This window comes from Streptomyces sp. NPDC052109 (assembly GCF_040680195.1).
Classification (GTDB): Bacteria; Actinomycetota; Actinomycetes; order Streptomycetales; family Streptomycetaceae; genus Streptomyces.
In genome coordinates this window covers 163,916-186,144 of the sequence record NZ_JBFAWF010000015.1, presented here as the reverse complement: position 1 = coordinate 186,144, position 22,229 = coordinate 163,916, and the positions used below count along the sequence as shown (strand labels likewise).

The 22,229-nt window shown below is 70.1% G+C and carries 17 protein-coding genes and 1 tRNA gene; 9 read left to right on the top strand and 9 right to left on the bottom strand.

Features of this window, described 5'->3' with window-relative positions; all coding sequences use genetic code 11:
• Nucleotide 1: 1 nt before the first annotated feature.
• The gene (locus tag AB0L59_RS27740) at nt 2-1,921 is read right to left on the bottom strand and encodes a molybdopterin-dependent oxidoreductase (RefSeq protein ID WP_365588760.1); all 1,920 of its coding nucleotides are present in this window, start codon (nt 1,919-1,921) and stop codon (nt 2-4) included.
• Nucleotides 1,918-2,889 carry a 2-dehydropantoate 2-reductase gene (locus tag AB0L59_RS27735; protein ID WP_365588758.1) on the bottom strand — a complete coding sequence of 324 codons (972 nt, stop codon included), beginning with the start codon at nt 2,887-2,889 and terminating at the stop codon, nt 1,918-1,920. The genes AB0L59_RS27740 and AB0L59_RS27735 overlap by 4 nt, the downstream gene beginning before the upstream one ends.
• Before the next feature lie 220 nt (nt 2,890-3,109).
• On the opposite strand from AB0L59_RS27735, the gene AB0L59_RS27730 reads away from it, so the two are divergent.
• The 4 genes from AB0L59_RS27730 to AB0L59_RS27715 all read left to right on the top strand — a co-directional run bounded on the left by AB0L59_RS27730 (nt 3,110) and on the right by AB0L59_RS27715 (nt 6,429).
• Nucleotides 3,110-4,444, top strand: a complete 1,335-nt coding sequence (locus AB0L59_RS27730) for an OFA family MFS transporter (protein ID WP_365588756.1) — start codon at nt 3,110-3,112, stop codon at nt 4,442-4,444.
• Nucleotides 4,419-4,547 (top strand): hypothetical protein, encoded by a 129-nt coding sequence (locus tag AB0L59_RS27725; RefSeq protein WP_351803529.1) that lies wholly within the window; start codon nt 4,419-4,421, stop codon nt 4,545-4,547. The genes AB0L59_RS27730 and AB0L59_RS27725 overlap by 26 nt, the downstream gene beginning before the upstream one ends.
• Before the next feature lie 136 nt (nt 4,548-4,683).
• Nucleotides 4,684-5,631, top strand: coding sequence for a beta-ketoacyl-ACP synthase III (locus tag AB0L59_RS27720; protein WP_365588753.1), 948 nt, complete (start codon nt 4,684-4,686; stop codon nt 5,629-5,631).
• A gap of 120 nt (nt 5,632-5,751) precedes the next feature.
• Entirely contained in the window at nt 5,752-6,429 is a 678-nt protein-coding gene (locus AB0L59_RS27715; protein ID WP_365588817.1) for a GntR family transcriptional regulator, read from the top strand.
• 315 nt (nt 6,430-6,744) lie between these two features.
• Here the strand turns inward: AB0L59_RS27715 and AB0L59_RS27710 are convergent, their stop codons facing one another.
• From AB0L59_RS27710 to AB0L59_RS27690, 5 genes are all read right to left on the bottom strand, one after another.
• A complete protein-coding gene (locus tag AB0L59_RS27710) occupies nt 6,745-8,145 on the bottom strand; it encodes an OFA family MFS transporter (RefSeq protein WP_365588751.1) in 1,401 nt (466 codons plus the stop codon).
• Between the two features lies 1 nt (nt 8,146).
• On the bottom strand, nt 8,147-9,535 hold the full coding sequence (locus tag AB0L59_RS27705; RefSeq protein WP_365588748.1) for an OFA family MFS transporter: 1,389 nt from the start codon (nt 9,533-9,535) through the stop codon (nt 8,147-8,149).
• A gap of 123 nt (nt 9,536-9,658) precedes the next feature.
• Nucleotides 9,659-11,803, bottom strand: a complete 2,145-nt coding sequence (locus tag AB0L59_RS27700) for an acetate--CoA ligase family protein (RefSeq protein WP_365588745.1) — start codon at nt 11,801-11,803, stop codon at nt 9,659-9,661.
• Nucleotides 11,804-11,807: 4 nt separating this feature from the next.
• A complete protein-coding gene (gene frc, locus AB0L59_RS27695; protein ID WP_365588742.1) occupies nt 11,808-13,037 on the bottom strand; it encodes a formyl-CoA transferase in 1,230 nt (409 codons plus the stop codon).
• Between the two features lie 12 nt (nt 13,038-13,049).
• The gene (locus tag AB0L59_RS27690) at nt 13,050-14,732 is read right to left on the bottom strand and encodes a thiamine pyrophosphate-binding protein (RefSeq protein ID WP_365588739.1); all 1,683 of its coding nucleotides are present in this window, start codon (nt 14,730-14,732) and stop codon (nt 13,050-13,052) included.
• A 275-nt stretch (nt 14,733-15,007) separates the two neighbouring features.
• Between AB0L59_RS27690 and sucC the strand changes: the two genes are divergently transcribed.
• The 5 genes from sucC to AB0L59_RS27665 all read left to right on the top strand — a co-directional run bounded on the left by sucC (nt 15,008) and on the right by AB0L59_RS27665 (nt 19,416).
• Entirely contained in the window at nt 15,008-16,138 is a 1,131-nt protein-coding gene (sucC, locus tag AB0L59_RS27685; RefSeq protein WP_365588737.1) for an ADP-forming succinate--CoA ligase subunit beta, read from the top strand.
• A gap of 11 nt (nt 16,139-16,149) precedes the next feature.
• Nucleotides 16,150-17,031 (top strand): succinate--CoA ligase subunit alpha, encoded by an 882-nt coding sequence (gene sucD / locus AB0L59_RS27680; protein WP_365588735.1) that lies wholly within the window; start codon nt 16,150-16,152, stop codon nt 17,029-17,031.
• Between the two features lie 179 nt (nt 17,032-17,210).
• Nucleotides 17,211-18,791, top strand: a complete 1,581-nt coding sequence (locus AB0L59_RS27675) for an aldehyde dehydrogenase family protein (protein ID WP_365588733.1) — start codon at nt 17,211-17,213, stop codon at nt 18,789-18,791.
• A 174-nt stretch (nt 18,792-18,965) separates the two neighbouring features.
• A tRNA-Leu gene (locus AB0L59_RS27670) sits at nt 18,966-19,050 on the top strand.
• A 57-nt stretch (nt 19,051-19,107) separates the two neighbouring features.
• The gene (locus AB0L59_RS27665; protein ID WP_365588730.1) at nt 19,108-19,416 is read left to right on the top strand and encodes a hypothetical protein; all 309 of its coding nucleotides are present in this window, start codon (nt 19,108-19,110) and stop codon (nt 19,414-19,416) included.
• 482 nt (nt 19,417-19,898) lie between these two features.
• On the opposite strand, the gene AB0L59_RS27660 is transcribed toward AB0L59_RS27665, so the two are convergent.
• Nucleotides 19,899-21,023: an alpha/beta hydrolase-fold protein gene (locus AB0L59_RS27660; RefSeq protein ID WP_365588728.1), complete on the bottom strand. Its 1,125-nt coding sequence runs from the start codon at nt 21,021-21,023 to the stop codon at nt 19,899-19,901.
• Nucleotides 21,024-21,221: 198 nt separating this feature from the next.
• The gene (locus AB0L59_RS27655) at nt 21,222-22,097 is read right to left on the bottom strand and encodes a polysaccharide deacetylase family protein (protein WP_365588725.1); all 876 of its coding nucleotides are present in this window, start codon (nt 22,095-22,097) and stop codon (nt 21,222-21,224) included.
• Between the last annotated feature and the right edge of the window lie 132 nt (nt 22,098-22,229).

Below are 22,229 nucleotides of genomic sequence, written 5' to 3'. Positions count from 1 at the left end.
GTCACCTCACGATGGTCGCGGCGGGAAGCTTCTCTATCCGGATCGCCGACGCCTTGAACTCCGCCGTCCCGGCGATCGGGCAGTTCGCCTCGATCGTCAGCTGGTTGGTGTCCACCTCGTCGGGAAAGTGCATGGTCATGAAGGCCAGACCGGGCCGCAGCGCGGGGTCGACCCACACCGGCGCAACCACCGAGCCGCGCCGCGAGGTCACCCGCACCTCCTCGCCGACGACGACCCCGTACCGCTCGGCGTCCTCCGGGCACAGCTCGACGTACTCGCCGCGGCGCAGCGGGGAGGCGAAACCGCCGCTCTGCACACCGGTGTTGTACGAGTCCAGGCGCCGGCCGGTGGTGAGCCGGATCGGGTACTCCTCGTCGGTGAGGTCCACCGGCGGATCGTGCTGGACCAGCCCGAACGGCGCCGCCCTCCCCCGCCGCTGCGGGTCGGACTCCCACAACCGCCCGTGCAGGTAGGTCGGTTCGAGCCGCTGGGTGCTCGGGCAGGGCCACTGGATGCCCCGGTGCTCCTCGAGCCGCTCGTACGTCATGCCGTAGTGGTCCGGGGACACCGACCGCAGTTCGTTCCAGACGGCCTCGGCGTCGGCGTACTTCCAGTCGTGGCCGAGCCGGGCCGCCAGTGCGCAGATGATGTCGATGTCCTCGCGGGCCTCGCCGGGCGGGGTGACGGCCCGCCGGACGCGCTGCACCCGGCGTTCGCTGTTGGTGGTCGTGCCCTCCGTCTCCGCCCACCCGGCGGTCGCCGGCAGCACCACGTCCGCCAACTCGGCGGTCTTCGTGAGGAAGATGTCCTGCACGACCAGGAAGTCCAGCGCGTTCATCCGCCGTACGGCCTGCTCGCTGTCGGCCTCCGACTGCGCCGGGTTCTCCCCGATGCAGTACACGGCCCGCAGACTTCCCTCCTCCATCGCCTCGAACATCTCCGTCAGGTTCAGCCCGTAGTGCGGCTGGATGACGGTGTCCCACGCCGACTCGAACTTCAGCCGCACGTCCGGGTCGAGGATGTCCTGGAAGCCGGGCAGCCGGTTGGGGATCGCGCCCATGTCGCCGCCGCCCTGCACGTTGTTCTGCCCGCGCAGCGGCTGCAGTCCGGAGCCGTAGCGGCCGACGTGGCCGGTGAGCAGGGACAGGTTGATCAGGGCCCGGACGTTGTCGGTGCCGTTGTGGTGCTCGGTGATGCCGAGCGTCCAGCACAGCTGCGCGCGTTCGGCCCGGGCGTAGGCGTGCGCCAGCTCCCGTATCGCTCGGGCCGGTACGCCGGTCACCTTCTCGGTGAGCGACAGCGTCCACGGTTCCACCAGCGCGCGGTACTCCTCGAAGCCGGTGGTGGCCCGTGCGATGAACGCCTCGTTGGCCAGCCCCGCGTGGATGATCTCGCGGCCGATCGCGTGCGCCATCGGGATGTCGGTGCCGACGTTCAGCCCGAGCCAGCTCTCCGCCCACTCGGCGGTGGACGTGCGCCTCGGGTCGACGGCGTACATCCGGGCGCCGTTCCTGATGCCCTTCAGCACGTGCTGGAAGAAGATCGGGTGCGCGAAGCGGGCGTTGGAACCCCACATCACGATGACGTCGGTGTGCTCGATCTCCTCGTACGACGACGTGCCGCCGCCGGAGCCGAACGCCGCCGACAGACCCGCCACGCTCGGCGCGTGACAGGTCCGGTTGCAGGAGTCGACGTTGTGGGTGCCCATGACGACCCGGGCGAACTTCTGCGCCACGTAGTTCATCTCGTTGGTGGCGCGGGCGCAGGAGAACATGCCGAACGCGCCCCGGTTGCGGGCGAGGCCGCGGGCCGCCCGGTCCAGCGCCTCCTCCCAGCCCGCCCGGCGGAACGGCTCCGCGCGGGAGTCGCGGACCAGCGGGTGGGTCAGCCGGGTGTAGGTCTTCGGTTGCCGTTTCCTCATGCGGCGCTCCTCAGCGCGAGCAGGTCCGAGATGGCGTGCACGGTGCGCAGTGTCGGCACCTCGACGCCGGTGATCTCCGCGAGTTCGACGACGGCCGCGAGCAGCACGTCCAGTTCCAGTGGCTTGCCGCGCTCCAGGTCCTGGAGGGTGGAGGTGCGGTGGTCGCCGACGCGTTCCGCGCCCGCGAGCCTGCGTTCGACGGAGACGCCGACGGTGCAGCCGAGCGACTCGGCGACCGAGAGCGTCTCGCGCATCATCGTCTCGATGACCCGTCGGGTGCCGCCGTGCAGGCACATCTGCCGCATGGTGGCGCGGGCCAGGGCGCTGATCGGGTTGAAGGAGATGTTCCCCAGCAGCTTGACCCAGATGTCCGCGCGCAGCTCCCGCTCCACCGGACACTTCAGACCGCCGGTCCGCATGGCCTCGCTGAGGTCCTGACAGCGAGCCGAGACGCTGCGGTCCGGCTCGCCGATGGAGAACCGGGTGCCCTCCAAGTGCCGTACGACGCCGGGGGACTGGAGTTCCGTGGCCGCGTACACCACGCAGCCGACGGCCCGTTCGGGGGCGAGGATCCGGCTGACGGCGCCGTCCGGGTCCACGCTTTCGAGGCGGTGGCCGTCGTAGGGGCCGCCGTGCCGGTGGAAGTACCACCAGGGGATGCCGTTCTGAGCGGCCACCACCGCGGTGCGCTCGTGCAGCAGGGGCGCGATCAGCGGCCCGCACGCCGCGTACGCGTTGGCCTTCAGGCCGAGGAAGACGTAGTCCGCCGGACCTACCTCGCCGGGATCGTCGGTGGCGTGGGGGTGTGCGGTGAAGTCGCCGCGCGGGCTGAGCACGCGTACTCCGTGCCGCCTCATGGCCGCCAGATGCGGTCCACGGGCGATGAGGTGCACATCGGCGCCGGCGCGGTGGAGCGAGGCACCGACGTAGGCGCCGATGGCGCCGGCGCCGAGAACTGCCACTTTCACGGGGGCACTCCGTTCGGTTTGAGGGATACCGCGGAGAGGGAGACGAGCCGACCATGACGAACGGGCGGCCGAATCCTGTCGACGAAATATTGTCTACAGTATGGAATGATCCTCGGCAAGGGTCGTGCGGCGACCGTTGAACGCGTCCCGGATACCGTTCACCGCATACGGTCGACCGCGCGCTTCTCAACTCCCGCTCCTGGCCCTAGCGTCCGCGAGCATGAGCAGCCCCCCTCTCGCACCCCCGGGCTGGAGCCGCTGGCTCGTTCCGCCCGCCGCCCTCTCCGTCCATCTGTCCATCGGGCAGGCCTACGCCTGGAGCGTGTTCAAGCCGCCCCTGGAGTCCGCCCTGCACCTCGACGGCACCCAGAGCGCCCTGCCCTTCCAGTTGGCGATCGTCATGCTCGGGCTGTCGGCCGCTTTCGGCGGCACGCTCGTCGAACGCAACGGCCCGCGCTGGGCGATGACCGTGGCCCTCGTCTGCTTCTCCTCCGGCTTCCTGATCTCCGCGCTCGGCGCCCAGACCCAGCAGTACTGGCTGATCGTGCTCGGCTACGGCTTCGTCGGCGGGATCGGCCTCGGCATCGGCTACATCTCGCCCGTCTCCACGCTGATCAAGTGGTTCCCCGACCGGCCCGGCATGGCCACCGGCATCGCCATCATGGGCTTCGGCGGCGGCGCGCTGATCGCCTCACCCTGGTCGGCGCAGATGCTCGACTCCTTCGGCACCGATCACTCCGGGATCGCGCTCGCGTTCCTGGTGCACGGTCTGGCGTACGCCGTCTTCATGACGCTCGGCGTGCTGCTCGTGCGCGTGCCCCGAGGGGGCGCGCCCGGCACCGGCGCGGGCGGGCCGAGCTCCGTCGCCGGTGTGCAGGTGTCCGCCCGCAGCGCGCTGCGCACCCCGCAGTTCTGGTTGCTGTGGGTCGTGCTGTGCACGAACGTGACCGCCGGCATCGGCATCCTCGAGAAGGCCGCCCCGATGATCACGGACTTCTTCGCGGACAGCTCCACCCCGGTGTCGGCCTCCGCGGCCGCCGGTTTCGTCGCGCTGCTGTCGGCGGCCAACATGGCGGGCCGGATCGGGTGGTCGTCCGCCTCCGACCGCATCGGCCGCAAGAACATCTACCGCGTCTACCTCGGCGCCGGCGCGCTGATGTACCTGCTCATCGCGCTGTTCGGGGACGCGGCGAAGCCACTGTTCGTCCTGTGCGCCCTGGTCATCCTGTCCTTCTACGGCGGCGGCTTCGCGACCGTGCCCGCCTATCTGAAGGACCTGTTCGGCACCCACCAGGTCGGCGCGATCCACGGCCGGCTGCTCACCGCCTGGTCCACCGCGGGCGTCCTCGGACCGCTGATCGTCAACTGGATCGCGGACCGGCAGAAGGGCGCCGGCGAGCACGGCCCGGCGCTGTACGGGCTGTCGTTCGGCATCATGATCGGCCTGCTCGTCGTCGGGTTCGTCGCCAACGAACTCGTCCGTCCCGTCCACGCCCGCCATCACATTCCCGCCCCGAGGGAGGCCGCCGATGCCCAGCGACAGCAGCCCGCCTAGCCGACGGGGCCTGATCGCCCTCGCCTGGCTGTGGGTGGGAGCACCCCTCGGCTACGGGGTGTACGAACTCGTACAGAAGGCGACACAACTGTTCACGGGGTGAATGCTCGGGCGTCCGGGGGTGTGGGCGAAGCCGACAACCCGGGCGCCCGATTCCTGTGGCTTCACCTGCCGTCGTACTCGTGGGTCACTGATCAGACTGGGGGATCCCGCTACCGACGGCAACGAGGGGACCCCGTATGAACGGCTCGCGCATCGCGGCCATCGGTCACTACCGGCCCGCCCGGGTGCTCACCAACGAGGACCTGGCCGGCATGGTCGACACGAGCGACGAGTGGATCCGCAGCCGGGTCGGCATCCGGACCCGGCACATCGCCGGACCCGACGAGCCGGTCGACGAGCTGGCCGCGCACGCCGCCGCCAAGGCGCTCGCCACCGCCGGTCTGGCCCCCGGCGACATCGACCTGGTCCTGGTCGCCACCTCCACCGCCATCGACCGGTCCCCGAACACCGCCGCCCGGGTGGCGGCCCGGCTCGGCATCCCGCAGCCGGCCGCGATGGACGTCAACGTGGTGTGCGCCGGGTTCACGCACGCGCTGGCCACCGCGGACCACACCGTCCGGGCCGGCGCGGCCACCCGTGCGCTGGTCATCGGCGCCGACAAGATGTCCGACGTCACCGACTGGAGCGACCGCACCACCTGTGTCCTCGTCGGCGACGGAGCCGGGGCCGCCGTCGTGGAGGCCTGCCCGCCGGGGCAGGAGCCCGGGATCGGGCCGGTGCTGTGGGGTTCGGTGCCGCAGATGGGGCACGCCGTGCGGATCGAGGGCACCCCGCCGCGGTTCGCGCAGGAGGGGCAGAGCGTCTACCGCTGGGCCACCACCCAGCTGCCGGCCATCGCCCGCCGCGCCTGCGAGAAGGCCGGGGTGGCCCCCGAGGACCTCGCCGGGGTCGTCCTGCACCAGGCCAACCTGCGCATCATCGAACCGCTCGCCGAGAGGCTCGGCGCCGTCAACGCGGTGGTCGCCCGCGATGTCACCGAGTCCGGCAACACCTCGGCGGCCAGCATCCCGCTCGCCCTGTCCAAGCTGGTCGAGCAGGGGGCGCTCGGCACCGGCGACCGGGTGCTGCTGTTCGGCTTCGGTGGCAATCTGTCGTACGCCGGGCAGGTCGTGCGCTGTCCGTGAGCGTACCCGGCAGGTGTACGGGGGCCTGGATTTTGTGCACCGTAGACTGTACACAAAAGACAATCGATACTGAGCGTCAAGCGTCTGCGTGCCAGACCTGCCCAGGAGGGGGACCCCGTGATGTTGCCGACCGGACTGCCGCAGGGGGCGGTGCCCAAGCTGGAGCGTCCCGGACCGCTGCGGGAACGCGTCTACGAGGCACTGCTCGAGCTCATCACCACGCGTGCGCTGCAACCCGGCCAGCACTTGGTCGAGAGCGAGCTCGCCGGGCACCTCGGAGTCTCCCGGCAGCCCGTGCGCGAGGCGCTGCAGCGGCTCAACACCGAGGGCTGGGTCGATCTGCGGCCCGCGCAGGGCGCGTTCGTGCACGAGCCGACGGTGGAGGAGGCCGACCAGCTGCTCACCGTACGCACCCTGCTGGAGGCCGAGGCGGCCCGGCTGGCCGCCGCCCACGCCGACAGCCCCGGGGTCAGCGCGCTGAAGGAGCTGTGCGCCGAGGGCGAGAAGGCGGTCGCCGCGGACGACGTGGACCGCGCCGTCGCCCTCAACGCGGCCTTCCACACCAAGGTCATGGAACTGGCGGGCAACGCCGTCCTCGCCGAACTCGCCGCCCAGGTGGACCGCCGGGTCCGCTGGTACTACACGCCGGTGGCCCGGCAGCGCGGCCGCCAGTCCTGGATCGAACACCGGGAACTGATCACCGCGATCGCCGACCGCGACGAACAGCGGGCCGCCGATCTGATGCGCGCCCACACCGAACACACCCGCCAGTCGTACCACGAGCGCAACGGGTCCTGAGCAGACGGCTCGGCCCACCCACGCGGTCATCGGCAACCGGAGCCGGCCGTGGTCCGGCGCGCGGACGCCGGCCACCCGGTGGCCAACGGGCCGCAGTCCGAGAGCCGGCCGGTACGCCCGTGTCGTGCGTCGGGAGGGAACCGTGCGCGAGGACGCCGTACCACCGGAGGTACAGCCGCCCTGCGCCGGGAACCGCACTCGGGGCGCGAGCAGCCCTGCCGGCGCCCCTCTCCACGCGGGGGCCCGGTGCGCGCATGCGGCGTTCCCCCTCCGGCGCCCGGTGAACGGGGAGGGGGAACGTCCGTGCGGTGGTGTTCAGGACGCGGGCTGTGTGCGCGGTGCCGCGACGGTCCTTCCGGCCTTGTCCCGGCCCGGCCGGCGCAGCAGCATTGCGATCGCGGCCGCCAGCATCGACACACCTCCGGCCAGCGCGTAGGCCCCGTCGTAGCCCCAGGCGCCGACCACCATGGAGCCGAGGCCGCCGCCGAACAGACCGCTGATCAGCTTGCCGCTGTAGACCAGGCCGTAGTTGGTGGCGTTGTAGTTCTCGCCGAAGTAGTCCGGGGTGAGCGCGGCGAACAGCGGGTAGAAGGCGCCCCCGCCGAAACCGGAGAGGAAGGCGAAGAACAGGAACAGCCATTCGCTCTTGACGTCACCGGCCCAGATCACCCCGAACTGGGCGAGGCCCAGGAGGACGATCACGAAGACGAGCGTCGACTTGCGGCCGAAACGGTCGGACAGCCAGCCCACGACACCCCGGCCGATGCCGTTGATGACCGCCATGACGCCCATCGAGGAGGCCGCGACGAGCGGGCCGAAGCCCACGTCCTTGGCGTAGTCCACCTGGAAGGAGATGCCGAAGATCGAAACGCCGGCGGTCATCACGATGGAGATCCACATCAGCGGGAGCATGCCGGTGCGGATGGCCTCCTTGGGGGTGAACTGCCGTACGGCGGGCGGGTTCTTGGCCAGACTCGCCGCGTTCTTGGTGTCGCCCGCGAAGGTGAGCGGGTCGATGTCGGCGGGCCACCAGTTCTTCGGCGGGTCCTTGAAGAAGAACGCGCTGACCAGCACCACGACCATCACGTAGAGGCCGATCAGGTCCAGGACCCGGTGGTAGTTGGCCGTGTCGAAGGCGTAGTTGAAGACGAAGATGAAGGGGAGCGAGCCGTAGGCGAAGCCGCCGTTCACGAAACCGGTGCGGGCGCCCCGCCGTTCGGGGAACCACTTGCCGACCATGTTGATGCACGTCGCGTAGACCAGGCCGGAACCGAGGCCGCCGATCACCCCGAAGCCGATGATCGCCAGCCAGATCTCGCTGATGTGGGACAGGGCCAGGAAGCCGACCAGGCACATCCCGGAGCCGGTGAGCATGGCCCGGCGCGCGGTCAGGATGCCCTTCTCGCGCAGCCAGCCCGCCGGGAAGGCGATGCCGGCCTGGAAGAACACCCAGATGCTCAGGATCCAGAAGGTGTTGGACTGCGTCCAGCCGTGCGCGTGCGACAGGGTGTCCTCGGCGGAGCCGTACGCGTACTCGAAGACGCTGATGGCCATCATGGCGATCCAGGGCAGATACACCATGAGCTTGCGGGAGTGGCCGAGGATGTCCCGGTCGGTCTCCCCGATCCGGTACACCCGGCCGTGGGCGTCCGTCACCTCGCGGTAGGGACGTCGTTCGGCACCGGTGCTGTTCGTCGCTATCGGGTCTGCCGTCATGTCACGCCATCTCCTCGCCGAGCGGGTGCGGGTTGGGGACGATGCGCCGGGCGCTGGGCCTGCCCGGTGCCTTGAGGAAGAGGGCCAGTACCGCGGAGGCCAGGCCGATGGAACCGGCGAGGACGAACGCGCCGTGGTAGTCCCACTCGCCGACGACGACCGCGCCCAGGCCGGAGCCCACCAGCCCCGAGACCAGCTTGGAGCTGTAGACCATCCCGTAGTTGGTGGCGTTGTGGTTCTCACCGAAGTAGTCCGCCGTCATGGCCGCGAAGAGGGGGAAGATCGCCCCTCCGCCGAAACCGGAGACCATGGAGCAGAACAGGAAGAACGGCATGCTGTGCATCTGGCCGGACACCAGCACTCCGAACTGTGCCGTGCCGAGCACGACACACACGATGATCAGGGTGTTGCGGCGGCCGTGCCGGTCGGAGACCCAGCCGATGACCCCGCGCCCGGTGCCGTTGACGATCGCCTTCAACGACATCGCGGTGGCGACGATCCCGCCCGCGAAGCCCATGTCCTTGCCGAACGGCACCTGGAAGGCGATGCCGAAGACATTGATCCCGGCCGTGCACAGCAGACAGCACCACATCATCCACAAGACGGGCGTACGGGCGGCCTCCCTCGGGGTGTACTGCCGGACCGCGGGCGGGTTCTTCGCCAGCGCCCGGCGGATCCGGGGGTCCCGGCCGACCCTGAGCGGATCGACGTGCGGCGGCCACCAGTTCTTCGGCGGGTCCCGGAAGAACCAGCCGGCCGCGGCCACCACCAGACACAGTCCGATGCCGGCCGTCGTCAGCACGGCCCGGTAGTTGCTCAGGTCCAGCACGGAGGTGAACAGGAACACGAACGGCACCGACCCGTAGGCGAAGCCGCCGTTGACGAAGCCCGTCTTGCCGCCCCTGCGCTCCGGATACCACTTGCCGACCATGTTCACGCAGGTCGCGTAGACGAGACCGGCGCCGATGCCGCTGCACATGCCGAAGCCGAGACAGGCGACGGCCACGTTCGGCGCGTACGCCAGCGACAGATAGCCCAGCAGTGTGCCGGCCGCGCCGATCAGCATGGCCGTACGGGCGGGAAGCCGTCCGCTCTCCCGCAGCTGCCCGGCCGGGAAGGCCACGGCCGCCTGGAAGAACACCCAGACGCCCATCAGCCAGAAGATGTGTCCGCTGCTCCACAGATGCGCCTCGTGCAGCGTGTCCTCCGCCGACGTGAACGCGTACTCGGCGGAGCTGATGCCCATCATGCCCACCCAGGGCAGGACGACCATCCACATGCGTGTGCGGCCCATGAGATCGACGTCTGTTTCGCCGATCCGGTACACGCGGCCGTGGCGATCCGTCACCTCCCTGACGGGGACGGATGCCGGTAGATCGGTGGATTTCATGGCTGCTCTGCACCCCTTGCGTCGAAAGTTCTGGCCAGCGCCCCCTGTCCAATGCCTTTCGTGCGCGCACGGGTCCCGGGGCCGGCCGACGCGCACCGCCGGCCGGCCCCCACCTCGCCTAGGTCATGAGCCGCCTCCCAGCAGTCCGGCCGCCCGCGCCCACCGGTATTTGGCGCCGAGCACGGCCACCGGCCGCTCCGTGGTGTACGGGTAGGCCACGACCCCCCGCTCGTAGAGGTACTGGCAGGCCTCCTCGACCTCGACGTCCCCCGCGAGCGAGGCGACGACCGGCTTCTCGATGCCGCGCTCCCGGAACTCCGCGACCACCCGGGCGGTCAGCTCGGCGAACACCATCGGCGGGGTGACGATCGTGTGCCAGTAGCCGAGGACGAGCGCGTGGATCCGCGGGTCCTCGAGGCCCAGCCGGATCGTGGCCTCGTACGTCGACGGCGGCTCGCCGCCGGTGATGTCGACCGGGTTGCCCGCGGCCCCGAAGGGGGGGATGAACCGGCGGAACGCCTCGTCCAGGTCCGGCGGAATCTCCATCAGGGACAGGCCGTTGTCGGTGACGGCGTCGGAGAGCAGCACGCCGCTGCCGCCCGCGCCGGTGATGATCACGACGTTGTCGCCCTTGGGGGCCGGCAGGACGGGCAGCGCGCGAGCGTACTCCAGCATGTCGTTGAGGCCCGGCGCCCGGATCACCCCGGCCTGCCGCAGGATGTCGTCGTACACGGCGTCGTCGCCCGCGAGGGCTCCGGTGTGTGAACCGGCGGCCTTGGCACCGGCCGCCGTACGGCCCGCCTTGAGGACCACGACGGGCTTCTTCGGTACGGTGTTCCGCGCCGCCTCGACGAAGGCCCGGCCGTCCTTGAGATCCTCCAGGTGCATCGCGATGCACTCGGTGCGCGGGTCCTCGCCGAACCAGGTCAGCAGGTCGTCCTCGTCCAGGTCCGACTTGTTGCCGAGGCCCACGATCGCCGACACACCCGTCTTCGTGGTCCGCGCGAAGCCCAGGATGGCCATGCCGATGCCGCCCGACTGCGAGGTCAGCGCCACCCCGCCCTTCACGTCGTACGGCGTGCAGAACGTGGCGCACAGGTCCTGCCAGGTGGAGTAGTAGCCGTAGATGTTCGGGCCGAGCAGGCGGATGCCGTGCCGTTCGCCGATCGCGACGATCTCCGCCTGCAGTTCGTGCTCGCCGGTCTCCGCGAAACCGGAGGGGATCAGCACGGCGTTGGGGATCCTCTTCCGTCCCACCTCCTCCAGCGCCGCTGCCACGAACTGGGCGGGAATGGCGAAGACGGCCACATCCACCTCACCGGGAACGTCCGTGACACTCTTGTACGCCTTCCGGCCCAGAATGTCATCGGCCCTGGGGTTCACCGGATGGATCTCCCCGGCGAAACCACCGTCGATCAGGTTGCGCATGACCGAATTGCCGATCTTACCCTGCTCGTTGGAGGCGCCGATCACCGCGACCGAGCGTGGCTGCATCAGCCGGCGCATGGACGTGAGGATCTCCTCGCGCGTGTACTTCCTGCGTGGCGGCGGCTGCTTCTCGGCGAGGATCACCCGGATGTCGGCGGCGACCGCGCCCTGAGGCGTGGCGATCACCGGGTTCAGGTCGACCTCGGCGATCTCCGGGAAGTCCGCGACCAGTTGGGACACCCGGCGGATCTGCTCGGCGACCGCCCACCGGTCCACGCCGGCCTGCCCGCGTACCCCGCGCAGGATCTCCGCCGACCGGATGGAGTCCAGCATCGACAGCGCCTCGCCGGCATCCAGCGGCGCCAGCCGGAACGTCACGTCCTTCAGCACCTCGACCAGCACTCCGCCGAGCCCGAACGCCACGACCTTGCCGAAGGTGGGATCGGTGACCGCGCCGACGATGACCTCCTGGCCCGGCGGCAGCAGCTCCTGCACCTGCACGCCCTCGATCCGGGCCGCGGCATCGTACGCACGGGCGTTCTCGACGATCCGGCAGAACGAGGCCCGTACGTCCGCCGCGCCCTCCACGCCCACCACGACACCGCCGGCGTCGGTCTTGTGCAGGATGTCCGGTGAGACGATCTTCATGACCACCGGCCCGCCGAAGCGCGCCGCGGCGGCCACGGCCTCGTCCACGTCCGTCGCCAGCTCCTCGCCCGGTACGGCGATCCCGTACGCGTCGGCGATCACCTTGCCCTCGGGCGCGGTGAGTGCCGTCCGGCCCTCGGCGCGCACCGAGTCGAGGAGCGCGCGTACCCGCAGCTCCCGGTCCTCTGCCATCACGTCAGATCACTCCGTTCGACTTGAGCAGGAGCAACTCCTCGTCAGCGAGGCCCAGTTCGCCGACGTAGACCTCCTCGTTGTGCTCGCCCAGCAGCGGTGAACTCGTCACCTCCACGGGGGAGTCGGACAGCTTCAGCGGGCTGCCGACGGTGACGAACTCGCCGCGCTCGGGGTGCGGGACGCGCACCACCATCTCGTTGGCCGCGAGCGAGGCGTCCTCGATGATCTCCTTGGTGGACAGGATCGGCCCGCACGGGATGTTGTGCGCGTTGAGCTTCTCCAGCACCTCCCACTTGGGGAGGGTGGCGGACCATTCCTCGATCAGCTGGAACATCTTGTTCAGCTTCGGCAGCCGGGCCTCGGGGGTCGCCCACTCGGGGTCGTCGGCGAGTTCGGGCCGGCCGATGAGCTCGCTGATCGGCCGCCAGCCCACGGGCTGCACGATGACGTACACGTAGTCGTTCGGGCCGCCCGGCGCGCACTGGACCGCCCAGCCTGGCTGGCCGCCGCCGGAGGCGTTGCCGGAGCGGGGCACCTCGTCACCGAAGTCCTCGTTGGGGTACTCGGCGAGCGGGCCGTGCGCGAGGCGCTGCTGGTCCCGCAGCTTCACCCGGCACAGGTTGAGCACGGCGTGCTGCATGGCGACGTTGACGCGCTGGCCGCGCCCGGTGCGTTCGCGCTGGAAGAGCGCCGCCAGGATCCCGGCCACGGTGTGCACCCCGGTGCCGGAGTCGCCGATCTGCGCCCCCGTCGCGAGCGGCGGACCGTCCTCGAAACCGGTGGTCGCCATCGACCCGCCCATGGCCTGCGCGACCACCTCGTACGCCTTGAAGTCGGTGTACGGCCCCTCGCCGAACCCCTTGATGGAGGCGTAGACGATCCGGGGGTTGATCTCCTTGATGCGGTCCCAGGTGAACCCCATCCGGTCGACCGCGCCCGGTCCGAAGTTCTCGACCATGACGTCCGAGCGCCGGATCAGCTCGGTGAGGATCTCCTTGCCGCGCTCGCTCTTGGTGTTCAGGGTGATGCTCCGCTTGTTGCAGTTGAGCATCGTGAAGTAGAGGGAGTCGACGTCCGGCAGGTCCCGCAGCTGTTTGCGGGTGATGTCGCCGGTCGGCGCCTCCAGCTTGATGACGTCGGCGCCGAGCCAGGCCAGCAGCTGGGTGGCCGAGGGCCCGGACTGGACGTGCGTCATGTCCAGGACGCGGATACCGTCAAGAGCCTTGGTCATGCCGAGCGCTCCTCACTTGTACATGGTCTGGTTCATGGTTCCGGGGGCGTACGCGTCCGGGTCGACCCAGACGTTGATCAGCGACGGCTTGCCCGACTCCCGGGCCCGGCGCAGCGCGGGGCCGATGTCGGCGGGGTCGCGGACCTCCTCGCCGTAGCCGCCCAGCATCTGCGCGAACCTGTCGTACGCCACGTCGCCGAGGGTGTTGCCGACCCGTTCGCGTTCCTTGCCGTACTTGGCGGCCTGGCCGTAACGGATCTGGTTCATCGAGGAGTTGTTGCCGACGATGCCGACGAACGGCAGGTCGTAACGGACCAGGGTCTCGAAGTCCCAGCCGGTCAGCGAGAAGGCGCCGTCCCCGAAGAGGGCGACGACCTCCTTGTCCGGGCGGGCCTGCTTGGCCGCGAGCACGAACGGGACGCCGACGCCGAGCGTGCCGAGGGGACCCGGGTCCATCCAGTGCCCGGGCGACTTGGGCTGGACGACCTGGCCGGAGAAGGTGACGATGTCGCCGCCGTCGCCGATGTAGATCGAGTCCTCGGTGAGGAAGTCGTTGATCTCGCTGACCAGGCGGTACGGATGGATGGGGGCGGCGTCCGACCTCAGCTGCGGCAACCGCTTCTCGAGCGCCGCCTGTTCGGCCGCGCGCAGCTCGTCCAGCCACTCCTTGCGCTTGGAGGCGCCGCCGTCGACGCGTCCGGACGCGGCCTCGGTGACGGACTTCAGGATCAGGCCGGCGTCGCCGACGACCCCGAGGTCGACGTCGCGGTTCTTGCCGACCGTGCGGTAGTCCAGGTCGATCTGGACGACCGTGGCGTCGGGGGAGAGGCGCTTGCCGTAGCCCATGCGGAAGTCGAAGGGGGTGCCGACGATCACGATGACGTCGGCGTTCGAGAAGGCGTAGCGCCGGGAGAGCTGGAAGTGGTGCGGGTCGCCCGGCGGCAGGGTGCCGCGTCCCGCCCCGTTCATGTACGCCGGGATGTTGAGGGTGCGCACCAGCTCGATGGCGGCCTCGGTGCCCCGGGTCGTCCACACCTGGCTGCCCAGCAGGATCGCCGGCTTCTCGGCGTGCACCAGCAGATCGGCCAGCTTCTCGATCGCCTCGGGATCACCGGCCGAGCGGGTGGAGGCCCGGTAGGCGCCGGGGCGGGGGACCCGTGCCCGGTCGGCCGGCACCTTCGCGTCCAGGACGTCGCGGGGGATCTCCAGGAAGGAGGGGCCGGGCGCGCCGTGGTAGCACTCGCGGAACGCCATGGAGACCATGTCGGCGGCGCGTGCGGTGTCCGGCACCGTCGCCGCGAACTTGGTGATCGGCGTCATCATGTCGACGTGCGGCAGGTCCTGCAGGGACCCCATCTTGTGCTGGGTGAGCGCGCCCTGGCCGCCGATCAGCAGCATCGGGGACTCCGCGCGGAAGGCGTTGGCGACCCCGGTGACGGCGTCCGTCGTTCCGGGGCCGGCGGTGACCACGGCGCAGCCGGGCCTGCCGGTGATCCGGGCATAGCCGTCGGCGGCGTGCGCGGCGACCTGCTCGTGGCGTACGTCGACGACTTCTATGCCCTCGTCGACGCAGCCGTCGTAGATGTCGATGATGTGGCCGCCGCACAAGGTGTAGATGCGGTCGACCCCCTCGGCCTTCAGCGCCTTGGCAACGAGATGACCACCGGAGATCACGTCCTGGGTGTCGTCGGGCATGGCGAAGTCCTGTCCCTTTCGTAGGGGGTTGGGCGGCTCGCTGAGTCCTGTATGCGCACTGCGGCATGCTGTATGCGTGGATTGCATACAGTCGACGAATACTGTATGAAGCTTGTTATCCCCCATCCCGGTGGGTGGTGTCCAGGGGGCGTACCTACTTTTCGGTCACCGATATCCGGCCACTCTCCGTCACCGCGGCCGACTTTGGCGGTGACCCACCGACATAGGCGCAGGCGTCGCGGCAATCGTGACGGCCTGCCGGACAGGAGCCGCACATGGACCTGTACGAACACCAGGCACGGCAGCTCTTCGAGGAACACGGCATCCCGGTGCCACGGGCCGAGGTCACCGACTCACCCAAGGGGGCCCGCGAGATCGCCCGCCGGCTCGGCGGCCGTGTCGTCGTCAAGGCCCAGGTGAAGACGGGCGGGCGCGGCAAGGCGGGCGGGGTCAGGATCGCCGCCGACCCCGCGGCCGCCGAGTTGACGGCACGTCAGATCCTGGGCATGGACATCAGGGGCCACCGGGTCGGCACGGTGATGCTCGCCGAACCGGTCGACATCGCCGAGGAGTTCTACGTCTCCTACGTACTCGACCGCACCGCCGGCTGCTTCCTCGCCATCGCCTCCGCCCAGGGCGGCATGGAGATCGAGGAGGTGGCGGTGTCCCGGCCGGAAGCGGTGGCGCGGATCCCCGTCGACCGGACCGAGGGCGTCACGTCCGCCACGGCAGGCCGGATCGCGAGCGCGGCCGGACTGCCGCCGCAGACCGCCGACGTCCTCGTACGGCTGTGGCAGGTGCTGGTCCGCGAGGACGCCCTGCTGGTCGAGGTCAACCCGCTGGTGCGCACCGTCCAGGGCCGGATCCTCGCCCTCGACGGCAAGGTCACCCTGGACGACAACGCCCGTTTCCGGCACGCCCGTTGGGGCGAGCGGGACCAGGAGCACGGTGACCCGCTGGAGGCGGCCGCCGCCGAGCGCGGCCTCACCTACGTCAAACTCGACGGCGAGGTCGGGGTGATCGGCAACGGCGCCGGCCTGGTCATGTCGACCCTGGACGTCGTCGCGGGCTGCGGCGCCCGCCCCGCCAACTTCCTCGACATCGGCGGCGGGGCGTCCGCGCAGGTGATGGCCGACGGACTGGCGGTGATCCTGTCCGACCCGGCCGTGAAGTCCGTCTTCGTCAACGTCTTCGGCGGGATCACCGCCTGCGACGCGGTCGCCGAAGGGATCGTGGCGGCCGTCGACACCGTACGCCTGACCAAGCCGCTCGTCGTCCGCCTCGACGGCAACAGCGCCGCGCGCGGACGCGCGATACTCGGCGAGCGCGCCCATCCGCTCGTCGAACAGGCCACCACCATGGACGGCGCCGCCCGCCGCGCCGCCGAACTCGCCCACACCGCCTGAGGAGCCGGGACATGGCCATCCACCTCACCAAGGAGAGCAAGGTCCTCGTCCAGGGCATGACCGGCGGCCAGGGCATGCGGCACACCCGGCGCATGCTCGCGGCCGGCACGAACGTCGTCGGCGGGGTCAACCCGCGCAAGGCCGGGCAGACCGTCGACTTCGACGGGCAGGCCGTACCCGTCTTCGGGTCGGTCGCCGACGGCATGCGGTCGACCGGGGCCGATGTCACCGTCGTCTTCGTGCCGCCCGCCTTCGCCCGGGACGCCGTCCTCGAGGCCGCCGACGCCGGCATCCCGCTGGCCGTCGTCATCACGGAGGGCATCCCGGTCCACGACACGGTCGCCTTCACGACGTACGCGGGGCGGAGCGGCACCCGGGTCATCGGACCCAACTGCCCCGGCCTCATCACCCCCGGCCAGTCCAACGCGGGCATCATCCCCGCCGACATCACCAAGCCCGGCCCCGTCGGGCTGGTCTCCAAGTCGGGCACGCTGACCTACCAGCTCATGTACGAGCTGCGCGACATCGGCTTCTCCACCTGCGTCGGCATCGGCGGCGACCCGGTGGTCGGCACCAGCCACATCGACTGCCTGGCCGCCTTCCAGGACGACCCCGACACCGAACTGATCGTCCTCATCGGGGAGATCGGCGGGGACGCGGAGGAGCGGGCCGCGGCCTACATCCGCGCCCACGTCACCAAGCCCGTCGTCGGCTACATCGCCGGGTTCACCGCTCCCGAGGGCCGCACCATGGGCCACGCCGGCGCGATCGTCTCCGGCTCCTCGGGCACCGCCCGCGCCAAGCAGGAGGCGCTGGAGGCGGCCGGGGTCCGGGTCGGCCGGACACCGACCGAGACGGCCCGGCTGGTCCTGGAGACCCTGCACGCCGACTGACGACTGCCCGCGTCACCGAAGCGTTTTCCGCGCCGGCCGGCGGCTGCCTGTTCGTGAAGCGTTCTCCACCGGCCGGCGGCTGCCTGTTCGTGAAGCCTTTTCCGCGCCGGCTGGCGGCTGCCCGTCACCGAAGCGTTTTCCACCCCGCCCCGACCGTGCACCGAGAGCGGAGCAGACGCATGGCACCCACCCTCACCCCGAACCCGCCGCCCGCCGACCTCCCGCCCCCCGCCCTCCTGAAACCCGGCACGGCGTACGCCGACGCGTGGCGGCGCTGTCTCGCCACCGCGCCCGAGGCGTTCCAAGGCGACCGTGTCCTCAATCTCTGGGGAGCCGCCTGGCAACCCGACGGGCGCACACTCCCCGCCACCACCCCGGTCGACGGCACCCCGATCGCCGGGGCCCCGCGCCTCGACGGCGCCACCGCCCAGCAGGCGGTGCGCGCCGCGCTCGACCGGCACCGCGCCTGGCGGCACGTCCCGCTGCCGGAACGGCGGGCGCGGATCGCAGCCACCCTGGACGCGCTCACCGCGCACCGCGACCTGCTCGCCCTGCTGCTCGTCTGGGAGATCGGCAAGCCCTGGCGGCTGGCCCTCGCGGACGTGGACCGGGCGATCGACGGCGTGCGCTGGTACGTCGACGGCATCGAGCCGATGCTGGCCGGCCGGTCCCCGCTGGACGGGCCCGTCTCCAACATCGCCAGCTGGAACTATCCGATGAGCGTGCTCGTCCACGCCGCCCTCGTGCAGGCCCTCGCGGGCAACGCCGTGATCGCGAAGACCCCGACCGACGGCGGTGCGGCCTGCCTCACCCTCGCCACCGCACTCGCCGCCCGCGAGGGGGTACCCCTCACCCTGGTCGGCGGCAGCGGCCGCGAGCTGAACCACGCGCTGGTACGGGCGCCGGAGATCGGCTGCGTCTCCTTCGTCGGCGGCCGCGACACCGGGGCCGACGTCGCCACCGCCGTCGGCGGCCTCGGCAAACGGCACATCCTGGAACAGGAGGGCCTGAACACCTGGGGCATCTGGGACTTCTCCGGCTGGGAGCGGCTCACCGCCGTGATCCCCAAGCTCTTCGACTACGGAAAACAGCGCTGCACCGCTTACCCGCGTTTCGTCGTGCAACGGTCGTTGTTCGACGCGTTCCTCGCCTCCTATCTGCCCGCGGTCCGCTCCGTCCGCGTCGGCCACCCCCTCGCCGTAGCCGACCCCGCCGACCCCCTTCCCGAGCTGGACTTCGGTCCACTGATCAACGCGGCCAAGGCCAAGGAGCTCACCGACCAGGTCGCCGAGGCCGTCGACCGGGGCGCCGTACCGCTGTACCGCGGCCGCCCCGACGACACGCGGTTCCTGCCGGGCCAGGACACCTCCGCCTACGTCCACCCGGTCACCCTCCTCAACCCACCGCCGTCCTCCCCGCTGCACCACGCGGAACCCTTCGGCCCCGTCGACACGATCGTCCTCGTCGACACCGAGGCCGAGCTGCTGGCCGCCATGAACGCGTCCAACGGTGCGCTGGTCGCGACCCTCGCCACGGACGACCGGGCCACCTACGACCGGCTCGCCCCGCAGATCCGCGCCTTCAAGACCGGGCACGGCGTGCCCCGCTCCCGCGGTGACCGCGACGAGCTGTTCGGCGGGTTCGGCGGCTCCTGGCGGGGCGCCTTCGTCGGCGGCGAGCTGCTGGTGCGTGCCGTGACCCAGGGGCCGGCGGGGGAGCGGCTGCCCGGGAACTTCCCGGAGTACCAGCTCATGCCCTGAATCTCACCCTGTGTACGCGGGAGATCGCCTTCCGTGCGCACCCCGATCCGGCGGCCCGGCCCGGCCCGGGCCGCCACCGACGGGACGGATACGCAGGTGAAACGCACTCCGAAACCTTGGTATTGTTGTGCATGTCGCCGCGGGGAACACCCCCTGCAAGGTGACAGACACCTGGTCCGGGTGGCGGAATGGCAGACGCGCTAGCTTGAGGTGCTAGTGCCCTTTATCGGGCGTGGGGGTTCAAGTCCCCCCTCGGACACAATGATTGACGATACGGTGACGAGGGCCTCGACCTTACGGTCGCGGTCCTCGTTGCGTGTTCGTAGCTGATAGTGATGCCCAGGGCTTCGTAGAGCGGGCCTTTCTTGCCTGCGGCAGCAGTCTGGATGCGCTGCGCAATATCTCCAAAACTCTCAATGATCTGCCGGATCTGTTGCGCGTCGAGCGGGGATCGCATCTTCCGGGTGATGGCGGGGTGTGCGTCGAGCTTCTTCTGCGCCGCGCCCTTGTCCCGCTGTGCGTCGTTGATCCACCGGGTGACGACGGCGGGGTCGGCTCCGGCGTCCAGGGCTGCCTGGTAGCGGGCGAGCCCCGCTCGCACTCCCTGATCGCCTGGCGTGCTTGAGCCTGCTCTGGGGCTCTGCGGTGCTTGCTGCGGCGCTCGCGTGGGTGAGCGCTTCGATGGTGGCGCTGAGCCGGGCGGGGGCGAAAGCTCGGGCGATCCACCGGTCCAGGGCCTGGCACACCATGTCTCCCGCAGGTAAACGGCGCGCGGGTGGGTGAGGTCGGGATAGAGGTCGGCTTATGTCCCAAGGGGCCGCCGGCCGCTCACCTGCGATGGCGTCTCGGTCAGCAGCCGCAGGCGTCCGCTCGTGATCCAGCCAGGGTGGGGGAGCCATCCGACGGTTGTTGCGTGTCCACCGGAGTGTCGCGGCGCCCGCGGGCAAGCGCACCGTCGGCCGACGGCCGCCTCGGGGCCAGCGAGGGGGGCGGAACGCCGCTCGCCGCTCAGCCTTCGGCCGGCAAGTGGCTCAAGGCCCGGACCAATGCGGGGTATGCCTCTGCCGTCATCGGGCAGCTTTCCGGGGCGTCGGTACCGCAGGAGGCTCAGTGGGCGACCAGCCGTGAGCTGAGCCACTGGAGCGTGGCGGGGATCTCCCGCCGCCAGGTGTTGAAGTTGTGCCCGCCGCTCGGAAGGATGATCGAGGAAATCCTGGTCACGTTCGTGTCCTGCACGCTCTTGATGAACTTGAGCGTGTCCTTGTAGTTGTGCTCACCGACCCTGCTGCTGGTGACGAGCAGCGACGTCTCGGGCGCGGTCAGATGCTTGAGCGTCCAAAACAGGTCGGATCGATTCTGCAGGTTCTTGTCGCCGTGGAAGAGGTCCCCGGTCGTGGGGTCGATCGGCGCCTTGTAGTACGGCGACAGGCCGGCGGCGGCCGCGTAGGAACCCGGGTGGCGCATCGCGATCTTCAGCGCGCAGTAACCGCCGGTCGAGTCGCCGACGATGCCCCAGCTGGCGGGCGTCTTGTCGACCCGGTAGTGGGCCATCACCGACTCGCGCAGGTCCTTCGCGAAGAATGTCTCGGTCTGCGGGCCACCGGGAACGTCGACGCACTCGGTGTCGCGCGGCGGCGCCACGGTCGGCCGCAGCATCACCAGGATCATCGGCTGCATCTTCCCCTGCCTGGCCAGCCGCTGGGCCGTACTGGGGTAATTCAGCTTGTTCACCAGCGCCTCGGCCGTGCCGGGGTAACCCGTGAGGACCACGGACACCGGGAACTTGCGCGCGCTGTTCTTCGCCTGGAAGTACTCCGGGGGCAGATAGACGAACGCCGGCGTCGAGAGGTGGGTCGTACGGCCGATGATGTCGACCTTCTGCACCTGCCCGGCCACCTGCGGCAGCGTGCTGCTCGCACCGATGACCTTGGACGTGGCGACCACCTGGATGGGGCTGTTGGCACCGCCCGCTATATGGTCGACGACCACTCCCGGGGCGTTCTCCTGGCCGAACAGGTCCGCCCAGCTGGCGTAGAAACCGAAGGCCTGGTTGGCGGCGAGGCCCACCGAGGCGAAGAGCGCCAGCTGGGTGGTGAGCAGCAGGCCGACCCGCCCGCTGACGGCCCGCCAGCTCTGCCTGGCCAGCCGCGGCCACAACCACACCGTGCAGACGAACAGCAGCACGGCGAGGACGATCGCCAGCATCAGCACTTTGTTGCTCGTGAGTCCCATGGGCTGTTTGCGCTTTCCGCCCGGCGCCGCCCACGCTTCGTTGCGAAGGCCTGCCCGGGGCTTTCCTTGGCCTTTGACCCGACTTGTTGGTGGGGAGTGAACCGCTGCTCGCAGAAGTCGGGATGCGATGTCCACAAAGACAGATGGGTAAATGTCGGGCGACGTTCCAACCCGATTGCACACCGGTTTCCGGTCTGTTCAGTGTCCGGCCGGCGGCTGGATGTAGTCCTCCAGGCGGGCCACCGCGAAGCCCTGTTCGCCGATGCGCCTGAGCAGATTCGCGAACATCTCCGTCATGGTGGCGCCCTTGAGCTCGGCAGGGCCGCGGAAATGAGCGAGGATGATGTCACCGGGCCGCAGCTTTTTGCCTGGCTCCTGGTACTGCATGTTGCGTACCTGCATGGACTCACGCCACCAGACGATCGCTCGTGGCCCGCATTCCCCCACCGCGATCTTGGTGTTGTTGTTGTACGCCCCGTAGGGCGGCCGGAAGAGCAACGGGGCGGTGCCGTACTGCTGGGTGAGGATCTTCTGGTCGCCGCACACCTCTTCCTTCTGGCGGGCCAGCGGGAGACTGCTCATCACGGGGTGGTGCAGCGTGTGGTTCTCGATGTGATCGCCCAGCGCCTGCAGCTGCCGGAAGTAGCCGTAGTCCGACTTGATGGCGTCGTTCATCAGGAACATCGTGATCGGAACCTTCAGGTCCCGCATCATCTCGATGAACTTGGGGTCCTTCTCCAGTCCGTCGTCGACGGTGATGAAGACGACCTTCTGGGCTGTCGGTAGGTGTGCGAAGACCGGAACCGGGCCCGTCGGGGACAGCTTGATGGGTTTGTCCGCCGGGGGCTGGGGAGCCGTGGGCAGCGGTGTCAGGCCCCACTTCTGCCAGGCGGCAGGCTCAGCCGTGACGTGCGACGCGGCCCCGGGCGTGCCGCCGACGGTGCCGGACGCCGACGAGGTGGCCGCCGGACCGGTCGCGTTGCCACCGCTCGTGCCGCAGCCGCCGACGGACAGGGCCAGGAACACGCTGGCCAACGGCGCGTAGAACCTGCCGCCCATGTTGCGTCGCTTCACTGCACCGGTCTCCTGACGGCAAAGCTGACCTTGACTCTGCTCGGAAGGTAACCGCGGCATGAAAGGCGAAGTTCAACGGCATGAAAGGCGAAGTTCAGCAGAGGGTGAGAATAGGACCAAGGCCGACATCAC

Excerpts from the sequence above, each read along its gene's own strand:
- AB0L59_RS27740 (WP_365588760.1), bottom strand. The coding sequence starts at position 1,921 with ATGAGGAAACGGCAACCGAAGACCTACACCCGGCTGACCCACCCGCTG.
- AB0L59_RS27730 (WP_365588756.1), top strand. The coding sequence starts at position 3,110 with ATGAGCAGCCCCCCTCTCGCACCCCCGGGCTGGAGCCGCTGGCTCGTT.
- AB0L59_RS27725 (WP_351803529.1), top strand. The coding sequence starts at position 4,419 with ATGCCCAGCGACAGCAGCCCGCCTAGCCGACGGGGCCTGATCGCCCTC.
- AB0L59_RS27720 (WP_365588753.1), top strand. The coding sequence starts at position 4,684 with ATGAACGGCTCGCGCATCGCGGCCATCGGTCACTACCGGCCCGCCCGG.
- AB0L59_RS27715 (WP_365588817.1), top strand. The coding sequence starts at position 5,752 with ATGTTGCCGACCGGACTGCCGCAGGGGGCGGTGCCCAAGCTGGAGCGT.
- AB0L59_RS27710 (WP_365588751.1), bottom strand. The coding sequence starts at position 8,145 with ATGACGGCAGACCCGATAGCGACGAACAGCACCGGTGCCGAACGACGT.
- AB0L59_RS27705 (WP_365588748.1), bottom strand. The coding sequence starts at position 9,535 with ATGAAATCCACCGATCTACCGGCATCCGTCCCCGTCAGGGAGGTGACG.
- AB0L59_RS27700 (WP_365588745.1), bottom strand. The coding sequence starts at position 11,803 with ATGGCAGAGGACCGGGAGCTGCGGGTACGCGCGCTCCTCGACTCGGTG.
- frc (WP_365588742.1), bottom strand. The coding sequence starts at position 13,037 with ATGACCAAGGCTCTTGACGGTATCCGCGTCCTGGACATGACGCACGTC.
- AB0L59_RS27690 (WP_365588739.1), bottom strand. The coding sequence starts at position 14,732 with ATGCCCGACGACACCCAGGACGTGATCTCCGGTGGTCATCTCGTTGCC.
- sucC (WP_365588737.1), top strand. The coding sequence starts at position 15,008 with ATGGACCTGTACGAACACCAGGCACGGCAGCTCTTCGAGGAACACGGC.
- sucD (WP_365588735.1), top strand. The coding sequence starts at position 16,150 with ATGGCCATCCACCTCACCAAGGAGAGCAAGGTCCTCGTCCAGGGCATG.
- AB0L59_RS27675 (WP_365588733.1), top strand. The coding sequence starts at position 17,211 with ATGGCACCCACCCTCACCCCGAACCCGCCGCCCGCCGACCTCCCGCCC.
- AB0L59_RS27660 (WP_365588728.1), bottom strand. The coding sequence starts at position 21,023 with ATGGGACTCACGAGCAACAAAGTGCTGATGCTGGCGATCGTCCTCGCC.